Origin of the sequence: Sneathiella sp., assembly GCF_041689005.1 — a bacterium.
Classification (GTDB): domain Bacteria; phylum Pseudomonadota; class Alphaproteobacteria; order Sneathiellales; family Sneathiellaceae; genus Sneathiella.
Genome location: NZ_JBDNHC010000099.1, coordinates 26,452 through 35,559 on the forward strand (window position 1 = coordinate 26,452; position 9,108 = coordinate 35,559).

Below are 9,108 nucleotides of genomic sequence, written 5' to 3' on the forward strand. Positions count from 1 at the left end.
CGCTCCCTTTAGGAGATATGACATATCATGACGTGGAACCCAGACCAGTATATTATGTTTTCAGATCACAGATTGCGTCCTGCCCTGGATTTGCTGTCGCAAGTGCCGCTGAATTCTCCCTCTGTGATTTATGATCTTGGCTGCGGAACGGGGAACGTGACCTCCTTGCTGTCGCAGCATTGGAATGAGGCGATTATTACCGGCATCGATAATTCGCGGGAAATGCTCGACAAGGCGCGGAAAGATCATCCGTCGATCGAATGGAAGCAGGATGATATCAGTAATTTTGAGCCGACCAGCAAGGGCAACCTGATTTTCAGCAATGCCGCCCTGCAATGGTTGGGTCACCATGAACTCCTGTTTCCGAAGCTGCTGTCGCAACTCCGCCCGGGCGGAATTCTGGCAGTTCAGATGCCCAATAACTTCACCGCGCCATCGCATCAGAATTTATACGACCTTGCGCAGTCACCGGAATGGATTGATAAGCTGGGGTCCCTTGTCCGTCCGGCACCGGTGCATAACATTAACTGGTACTTCGATCTTCTCTCTCCTCTCGCGGCCAAGGTGAATATTTGGGAAACAACCTATTTTCAGGTTCTGGCCGGAAAAGATGCGGTCCTTCAATGGACGCGCGGGACGGCGTTGCGCCCGTTCCTGCAAGTGTTGAAAGGGCCGGATATTGAGGCTTTCGAAAGCGAATATGCAAAACGATTGCTTGAGGATTATCCGCAAAGACAGGATGGCTCGACACTCTATCCGTTCTCGCGCCTCTTCATCGTTGTTCAGCTGGACGCTGATTGACGCAACAGGGCGCGATTCCCTAGTGGTCGAGCACCACGCCCTCGCGCCGCGGATCGGCGCCCCCCTGCAGGCCATCCGGCGTGACCAGAATGCCATGTAGTCCACTATTCAGCGTTTGAACCGCAACCTTATATCCCAACGCCTCCAGATCGGCTTGCTGCCCAGCTAATGCTGTTCCGGCCTCCAGGTCTAACGTGCTGCCGTTGCGATCGATGAAATGCGGCATGTCGATGGCTGTTTGCATATCCATATTCCAGTCAAGAACGCCGATAACTGTCGCAAGAACATAGCCGATTATCCGGCTACCGCCCGGTGATCCGATCACCATTTTGAGGTTCCCGTCAGCATCGAACGTCATTGTCGGTGACATCGAACTGCGCGGACGCTTTTTCGGCTCGATGCGGTTAGCGACGGACCCCGCCGCGTCGACCGGATTAAAGGAAAAATCGGTGAGCTGGTTATTCAGGATAAATCCTTCCGTCATCAGGCGGGAGCCAAAAACATTCTCGACCGATGTCGTCATGGAGACCGCATTGCCGTTCTGATCGACGATACTGAAATGGCTGGTGGAGGGAAGCTCGATGGCATCGTCCAGACCGAGCGCTCCCTGTTTGCGCAGTGGCGTGCCGGGGTCAAAGGGAATTTGAGATTTGTCCAGATCAATCAGTTTCGCGCGGGCCTGCAGGTAGGAGCGGTCCAAGAGGGCGGTAACGGGGATATCGAGAAAGTCTGCATCCCCAAGATATTTTCCACGATCCGCAAAGGCGAGGGCGCTGGCCTGTGCGATCACGTGGATCGATGCGGTACTCAAGGGGCCCATCGACGGCAGGTCCCAGTTTTCCAGAATTCCCAGAGTTTGCAGCATAGTAATTCCGCCGGAAGTTGGCGGACCCATGCCGCATACCTTGTTCTCCCGATAGTCGGCACATACCGGATCCCGTTTGACGGCCTTGTAGTCGGCGAGATCGGCAAGGCTGAGCAGTCCGGGATTCTCGGTGTCGGATTGGACCGCGGCAACGATAGCGCGGGCAATTTTCCCGGTATAGAAGGCTTTCGGGCCCTCTGTCGCAATACGGCTTAAGGTTTCGGCAAGGGCCGGGTTCTTCAGGATCGTCCCGACCGGCTTTGCCTGTCCCTCGTCGGTGTAGAAATACTGCGCGGCGGCGGATTTGGTCTTCAGGTATTTGTCCCGGTCAATCAGGAAATGAAGGCGCTCCGATATCGGGAATCCGGCTTTCGCCAGTTGTATGGCTGGGTCGAAAAGGTCTTTCCACGGCAGGATGCCATGCTCCTTATGGGCCAGTGCCATCATGGCAACAATCCCCGGGGCCCCAACAGAACCGCCACCGACAACCGCCTCGTAGAACTTTTTCGGACTACCGTCCGCATGGAGGAAATGCGTTTCCTTGACGGTGACCGGGGCGGTTTCGCGCCCATCATAGGTGATGAGTTGGTGAGTCGCGTTGTCAAAAAAAAGCAGGAAAGCGCCACCGCCGATCCCTGATGATTGCGGTTCAACCAGCGTCAGCACCATTTGGGTTGCGATTGCCGCATCGATCGCGCTGCCGCCTTTGGCCAGCATATCCCGACCGGCCTCTGCCGCGAGCGGATTAGCCGCCGAAATCATGAATTTGCCCGGCTCCTGTGCGGCGGCCTGCGTCTGCATCATTGAGGTCGCAACTATCAGCGCCAGCGCCGACAGCCTGAGGAAGACAGGTATTTTCATGACAGGATAGCTCCTTTATAAGCAGCCTTCTCGCAATTGCGAAGAAAAGTTGACCGCTACGCATGCCAAGGCTAACCTTCCCGCTGTCAAAAAAAAAGACCTAAAAAGCATGATGAAACCCGGCCCCAAGAATCTCATTACTGACGTCGACGGCATTCAGGTCGGCAATGCCGAGGACCGTGAGGTCTTCACGGGTGTCACCGCGATTGTTCCCGATACGGCAGCGGTGGGGGCAGTCGATGTACGCGGTGGCGGTCCTGGAACCCGTGAAACCGAGGTTTTGAGTCCCGATTGCCTGGTCGACCGTGTAAATGCCATCGTTCTGAGCGGCGGCTCGGTTTACGGGCTTGAGGCTGCATCCGGCGCCGTGATGGCACTGGCGAAGCAGGGGCGGGGATATACGAACAAGGGAATTTGCGTGCCGATTGTACCCTCTGCCATCCTTTTTGATCTGGGAAACAGCGGCGACAAGAACTGGGGAGATATGCCGCCCTACCGACATCTCGGATGGGTGGCGACTGAAAATGTCAGCACTGATTTTCCACTTGGCAATGTTGGCGCGGGCTATGGCGCGGCTGCCGGAAAATACAAGGGCGGTCTCGGCAGTGCCTCGCTTGTTCATGAGAGCGGCGTTCAGGTCGGCGCTGTCGTTGCGGTCAATCCGGTTGGCAGCGTGCTGATCCCGGGAACTCATTATTTCTGGGCCTGGGCCTTCGAACAGGACGGTGAATTCGGCGGCTTGGGCGCCCCGCATCTTGCCGGGGATATATCGCTGGATATGCCAAAAGATTCCCGGCTGGCGGAGAATACAACCATTGCTGTCGTTGCCACCAATGTAACCCTCACGAAATCTGAGGCAAAACGGGTCGCGATTATGGCCCATGACGGATTGGCCCGCGCAATTAGGCCTGTACATTCCCCGTTCGACGGAGATAGTATTTTTACATTATCGACGGAGAAAAAAGAAATGGATGGGCCAAGACCGCTTGGTCTCGCAAAGATCGGGGCCATGGCGGCAGACTGTGTTGCCCGCGCAGTCGCCCGGGGCGTCTATAACGCTGAGAGTTTAGGCGGATTACCAGGATATAAATCTGAATTTATGAAAAACCTGCATAAGGGAGAGAGTTGATGAAAAAAATACTGATGGCGGCGGCGGTTGCCAGTGCCGTTTTATCGCCGGTGTCGGCCTTCGCGGCCAAAGACAGCGTGACGTTCGCTGCAAGGTTGGAGCCGCCGGGGCTGGACCCGCGTACTGGTGCCGCCGCGGCGATTTCGCTGACCACACTCTATAACATCTATGAGGGACTGACGCGAATTGGCGAGGACAGCTCTATTAATCCGCTGCTTGCGGAAAGCTGGACGATCAGCGATGATGGCAAGACCTATACCTTCAAGCTGAAAAAGGGCGTCAAGTTTCAGGACGGCGCCGATTTCGACAGCTCGGATGTGAAATATACCTTCGATGCCAATGCCGCCCCGGACAGCCAGAACAAGCGTAAAGACCGCTTTGAAAACATAAAAAGCGTCGAGACGCCGGATGCCGAAACAGTCGTCATCACGCTGAAAGAGCCGAACCCGCAGCTTCTGGCCCAACTGGGAGAGGCGACGGCGGTGATCGTCGATCCGGCTTCTGACAAGACCAACGCCACCAAGCCTGTTGGCACCGGTCCCTACAAATTCGATAGCTGGACCAAGGGCGACAGCCTCAAGCTGAGCCTGGCCGACACCTACCGCGACAAGAAGGATATCGCGATCAAGAAGGTGACTTTTCGCTTTATCAGCGACGGCACGGCCCGCTTTGCCGGTCTTCTGGCGGGGGATGTCGATGCGGCCGACGTGCCGAATGAAATGCTGACAAGTGATGCCCTGAAAGAGGATTTCAATATCCTCGTCGGTAACACCAACGGTGAGACGGTCCTCAGCACGAATAATGCGCGCGAGCCGCTCTCCAAGCTGAAAGTGCGTCAGGCGATTGCGCATGCCATCAACCGCAAGGAGATCATTGATGGTGCCATGTTTGGCTATGGCACGCCGATCGGGTCGCATTTCTCGCCGCAGGACCCGGATTATGTCGATCTGACGGGCACCTATCCGTATGACCCGGAAAAGTCCAGGGAACTGCTCAAGGAAGCGGGCTATCCTGACGGGCTTGAATTAACCCTAAAGCTGCCGCCGGTTGAAGACTATGCCCGCAAGGGCGGTCAGATTGTCGCCTCGCAGCTTGAAAAGGCGGGATTCAAGATCAAGATTATCAATGTCGACTGGGCCCAGTGGCTTGATGAGGTCTATAAGAAAAAGAATTATGACCTGTCGATCGTCAGCCATGTCGAGCCAATGGATATTGGGATCTATGCTCGCGATGATTACTACTTCAACTACAAGAACAAGAAGTTCAACGATATCATGGCTCAGGCTGATACGGCGGTCTCGATGGACGATCGCTCCAAACTGCTGAAAGAGGCCCAGACGATCTTGGCCGAGGATGCGGTGAACGGTTACCTGTTTGAGTTGCCGCGTGTCATCATCGTTCGTAAGGGCCTGAACGGCGTCTGGAAAGACCTGCCGCTGTTCGCGACCGATGTCGCACGGATGTCCTGGAGCGATTAATCCAGAGCTATAAACAACAAGAAACCCGCTGGGGGGGGAGATCAGCGGGTTTCTTTTTGAAGGCTGCCCCGGTTGGGGCACCCCTCATTTTCCAGATTTTTACGCGGCGGCTAATTGGCCGGACGCGAGATATGTCTCAAGGTCATCCGCACCGCCGATTTTAACGCCATCGACAAAAATCTGCGGCGTTGTCAGCGCACCAGAGACGGCGCGTAGCGATCGTGCGGTGGCATCTGTGCCGAGCACAATTTCCTCATAGTCGAGCCCGGCATCATCAAGCGCGGTTTTCGCTTTGGCACAATGGCTGCAGCCGAGTTTTGAAAATATCGTTATCGATTGCGGTTTTTTTGCTTCCGGTGCGATATAATCAAGCATGGTATCGGCATCAGCGACGTCAAAGGGGTCGCCTTCCACTTCTGGCTCGATAAACATTTTCTCGATCTTGCCGTCATTCACGAGCATTGAATAGCGCCATGATCGCTTGCCAAAGCCAAGGTTCCCCTTGTCGACGAGCATGCCCATTCCTTCCGAGAAATCACCGCATCCGTCGGGAAGGAAGGTAATATTTTTGGCATTCTGGCTGCGTTTCCATTCGTTCATAACAAATGTATCGTTCACGGACAGACAGATAATCCTGTCGACGCCCGCCTGCTTGAATGCCGGGGCCAGTTCATTATATCTTGGCAAATGAGAGGACGAACAGGTCGGTGTAAACGCGCCGGGGAGGGCGAACAGAACAACTTTTTGACCGGCAAACAGGTCGTCGGTTGTCAGTTCCTTCCAGCTATCGTCTTCGCGAACCTTAAAGGTAACAGTCGGGACGTTTTGCCCTTCGATATTCTTTAGCATTATCAACTCCAGATTTGCATGTTTGCTTACTCCAAACCATATAGATGCTGGAAAATATATTGCAAGTAATTTTTAGAATTATTATAAAATATGATTTGTGCAGGCCTATGGCCGGTTAAAAATCCGCATAAGGAGCTTTTTGAGCGATTTTGCTTTAATCGCTTGCAATACCGACCCCTTTTGATTAATTTCCCGATCCTCAGGCACCGGTAGCTCAGCTGGATAGAGCACTAGACTACGAATCTAGGGGTCGGGAGTTCGAATCTTCCCCGGTGCACCATCTCACTATTTTGACTGTTAAATCCTGCTAACACCTTGAAAGGAAAGGCAGTTTCTATAGTTCGATACCCTTCTTTTCGGGAGTATCGCAAGGGCTCTGAAAATGCCAATCTAAGCACTGTTTGCTTGAGAAGTAGATCGCCATTATCATATATATTCCAAGGCGTTGACAGAAATTCGAGCGATAGTTCGATAAACTCTTCAAACCTCCCCTTTGGTGGTATGATTCGACGTGTTTGCTCATTCAGAAGAATTTTCTCCCGTTCCAGCTTTGCGATCCGCCCTTCATAGGCCCCAATGACGGACGGGCTAGACGCATCAACGATCCTGTCTAAAAGGCCCTCAATCTGCTTCTCTATGTCCTGTAGCTGCTTCACGATGGTTTCCTTGGCGTCGTGTGTCTCTACAAGTCGCATATCCCAAGCATCTTTAAACATGGCCTTCACCAGCCCGAAAAGTTGCTGCGTTGGTTGCAAGCTCATTAAGATGTCAGCGAATCCGTCTTCAATCTTGCTGCGCGGAATGGATTTTCTGGAACTGACGCAATCGCGCGCGTTACAAAGGTAATAAGGATAAGGTTTTCGACAACCCTTCGACCAGCAAGCCGTCATCGGCTTGCCACAGTCATCACATAGGACAAAGCCACGTAAGGGAAAATCCTCGTTGATGTCCTTGCGGGCCGCAGGACGAATGCCTTCTTTCAGATTTTCCTGAACGCGGGTGAACGTCTCGAAGCTGACAAGAGGCTCATGATGCCCTTTGCGGAGTGAAATGCCCCAATTCGGCGCTTCCACGTATCCGGCGTAGGTCGCGCGATTGAGCAACTTGGTGACTTTCCACGCCCGGATTTCACCGTTTGGCAAATCCTTCGGGAAATCCGGCTTGGTTTCTAAGAATCGCTTAACTTCGGCCTGTGAGCGGAACCGTCCGCTTGCAAAGCCTTCTAATGCCTCCGCAACAATGGAAGCAACAGGTTCATCCCGTACCAACAGTTTTCCATGAATACGATCCGATCCGTATTTGTAGCCAATCGGTGCATGAAACACCCAGTAACCCTTCTCGACACGAGCCTTCATCTTCTGGATGACCTGGCGACGATTTTGCTCTCGTTCAAGCTCGCCTTGTGCCGCAAAGATCGTTTCAACGAATTTGCCTTCGGGGGAGTCATCAAGTTTGAAATTCAGGCATTCGATCCGCGCGCCGCGCACTTGGAATTCCCGTCGTAACTTGATGTGAAACTCTGTATCACGGGCGAAGCGTTTCAGATCATCAAAGACAACCACGTAGTTCTTGTCTGGCTGTGCATCGAGATAGCTCAGGAGCGCTACCATGCCAGGACGGTTCATGAAATCCCCGCCACCCGAGGCATCGTCAGGGAACACCGCTTCGACCCCATAGCCCTGAGCGTCGGCATATTGGCGACACCGATGCTCCTGGCTTTCAAGGCCGCCACCTTCTGTCTTTTGCCGCGTCGTCGATACACGGCAATAAATAACGGCCTTGGTAATTTCGAGCATTTGCTTGTCGTTCTGAGTCATTCCGCCTCCAGCCGACCATGGGGGCCGGTTCTGCTTTTGGGTTCAATCTGCGATAATTGTTCCGATCTTACCTGATCGAACGCTACTTTGGGACCCTGTTTGGGCCTTTGGTCGTCTTGTCCACAAACTTCTTGGAGAGGATGCACCCCAAAGCCCAGTTCAACGAACGCAGACACGAAGGCCCAAATCGCGTTCAGGAACTCCTCCTTTTGATCGTCGTCCAGATTTGAGCCCTGTAGATACTGCTCATACTTTTCGACATCGACGGTTAAAATACGCTGCGTCGAAAAGGCAAAATATTCAGACAAGCTCTTTTCGGTGCCTGTGTTGATATCGTCTTTCATCAAACTTCCTTTCCGGACAGCGCAAATAATGGCTCTATCTTTAGTTTACAACCTTTAGTAGTGTTATGCAAAAACCACTCCTTCCAATATATTCTCAATATTCCCTGCAATGTTCATGCGGCCAGCCCGATTGACGCGCTTTCGGTCGATTTGACTTCCGAAAGAGCTTGTTGAAGCCGTAGCTTGAAGAGCGTTGGCCTGCTTAGGTTTCCGTAAATACTGGCAAGCCGCGTCAAGCCCTCCGCATGTTGCAACATCACATCGTACCCGCATGAATGATTAGCCAGGATCAACACATCCTGAATGCGGTTCCGCGCGATCTTCTTTGCAAACCGGAACGCGCCATGCCGGACGCTCAAATGCTGATCGTCGATTTCGATGCGAACCTGTTCACGGTTGGTCAGGTAGGTGTAGAGATCAAGCAGCCCGCTATTGCAGAACATCCAGATGCCGCCCAGCCAGATAAGCGCGAACAGCCAACCTTGCAGGCTTTCAAGCGGCACGTTCAGCGTTTGCTGATGCGCGACAGCAGCCAGACGTTCAAAAGCATGGGCAAGACCGGCGATGACAGTATCGGCCTGTTCCAGAAAGAAGTTGTTCGTCGCGCTCGCCGGTGTATCAGGCCGATAGTGAGCCACCAGAATGGCGACAGCTCCGATCAGGCCAACCAGCCGAAAGGCCAGGTGCGTTTGCCCGCTCGACGGCAGGCGGTGCGCAGCATTGAGACAGACCGTATCGCCCGCGCGGGAAACACGCGGTTGCCCGCTCAACCTGTCTATGATGGTTTGCTTAACTTTCACGATGCATCCTTTCCTTATTTGCATTCTAATTAACCTCAATTATCCATTTCCGAGCAGCCCGAGAAGAGCAGACCAATTAACCGGCAACATCGCGACGATGGGGCAATCCCAATTCGGGCCAAGTTGACTTGTCATCCCCTGCATCCCGAAATACCGGCAGGCCG

8 protein-coding genes and 1 tRNA gene are annotated in these 9,108 nt (G+C 53.5%); 4 read left to right on the forward strand and 5 right to left on the reverse strand.

The window, feature by feature from the left end:
* The first annotated feature begins 27 nt into the window (after positions 1-27).
* On the forward strand, positions 28-801 hold the full coding sequence (locus ACESNI_RS11730; protein WP_373086891.1) for a methyltransferase domain-containing protein: 774 nt from the start codon (positions 28-30) through the stop codon (positions 799-801).
* Positions 802-820: 19 nt separating this feature from the next.
* Here ACESNI_RS11730 and ggt read toward each other — a convergent pair whose 3' ends face one another.
* A complete protein-coding gene (gene ggt, locus ACESNI_RS11735; protein ID WP_373086893.1) occupies positions 821-2,527 on the reverse strand; it encodes a gamma-glutamyltransferase in 1,707 nt (568 codons plus the stop codon).
* Positions 2,528-2,576: 49 nt separating this feature from the next.
* On the opposite strand from ggt, the gene ACESNI_RS11740 reads away from it, so the two are divergent.
* Positions 2,577-3,656 (forward strand): P1 family peptidase, encoded by a 1,080-nt coding sequence (locus ACESNI_RS11740; protein ID WP_373086895.1) that lies wholly within the window; start codon positions 2,577-2,579, stop codon positions 3,654-3,656.
* Entirely contained in the window at positions 3,656-5,134 is a 1,479-nt protein-coding gene (locus ACESNI_RS11745; protein WP_373086897.1) for an ABC transporter substrate-binding protein, read from the forward strand. Before ACESNI_RS11740 ends, ACESNI_RS11745 begins: the two co-directional genes overlap by 1 nt.
* 99 nt (positions 5,135-5,233) lie before the next feature.
* On the opposite strand, the gene ACESNI_RS11750 is transcribed toward ACESNI_RS11745, so the two are convergent.
* Entirely contained in the window at positions 5,234-5,983 is a 750-nt protein-coding gene (locus ACESNI_RS11750) for a glutathione peroxidase (RefSeq protein ID WP_373086900.1), read from the reverse strand.
* A 203-nt stretch (positions 5,984-6,186) separates the two neighbouring features.
* Between ACESNI_RS11750 and ACESNI_RS11755 the strand changes: the two genes are divergently transcribed.
* Positions 6,187-6,263: transfer RNA gene (locus ACESNI_RS11755), tRNA-Arg, on the forward strand.
* Here ACESNI_RS11755 and ACESNI_RS11760 read toward each other — a convergent pair.
* From ACESNI_RS11760 to ACESNI_RS11770, 3 genes are all read right to left on the reverse strand, one after another.
* A complete protein-coding gene (locus ACESNI_RS11760) occupies positions 6,214-7,800 on the reverse strand; it encodes a recombinase family protein (protein ID WP_373086912.1) in 1,587 nt (528 codons plus the stop codon). The two genes, ACESNI_RS11755 and ACESNI_RS11760, sit on opposite strands and share 50 nt — an antisense overlap.
* A complete protein-coding gene (locus ACESNI_RS11765; protein WP_373086902.1) occupies positions 7,797-8,144 on the reverse strand; it encodes a hypothetical protein in 348 nt (115 codons plus the stop codon). Before ACESNI_RS11765 ends, ACESNI_RS11760 begins: the two co-directional genes overlap by 4 nt.
* A 113-nt stretch (positions 8,145-8,257) precedes the next feature.
* Positions 8,258-8,944 (reverse strand): hypothetical protein, encoded by a 687-nt coding sequence (locus tag ACESNI_RS11770; RefSeq protein ID WP_373086904.1) that lies wholly within the window; start codon positions 8,942-8,944, stop codon positions 8,258-8,260.
* Positions 8,945-9,108 lie beyond the last annotated feature (164 nt).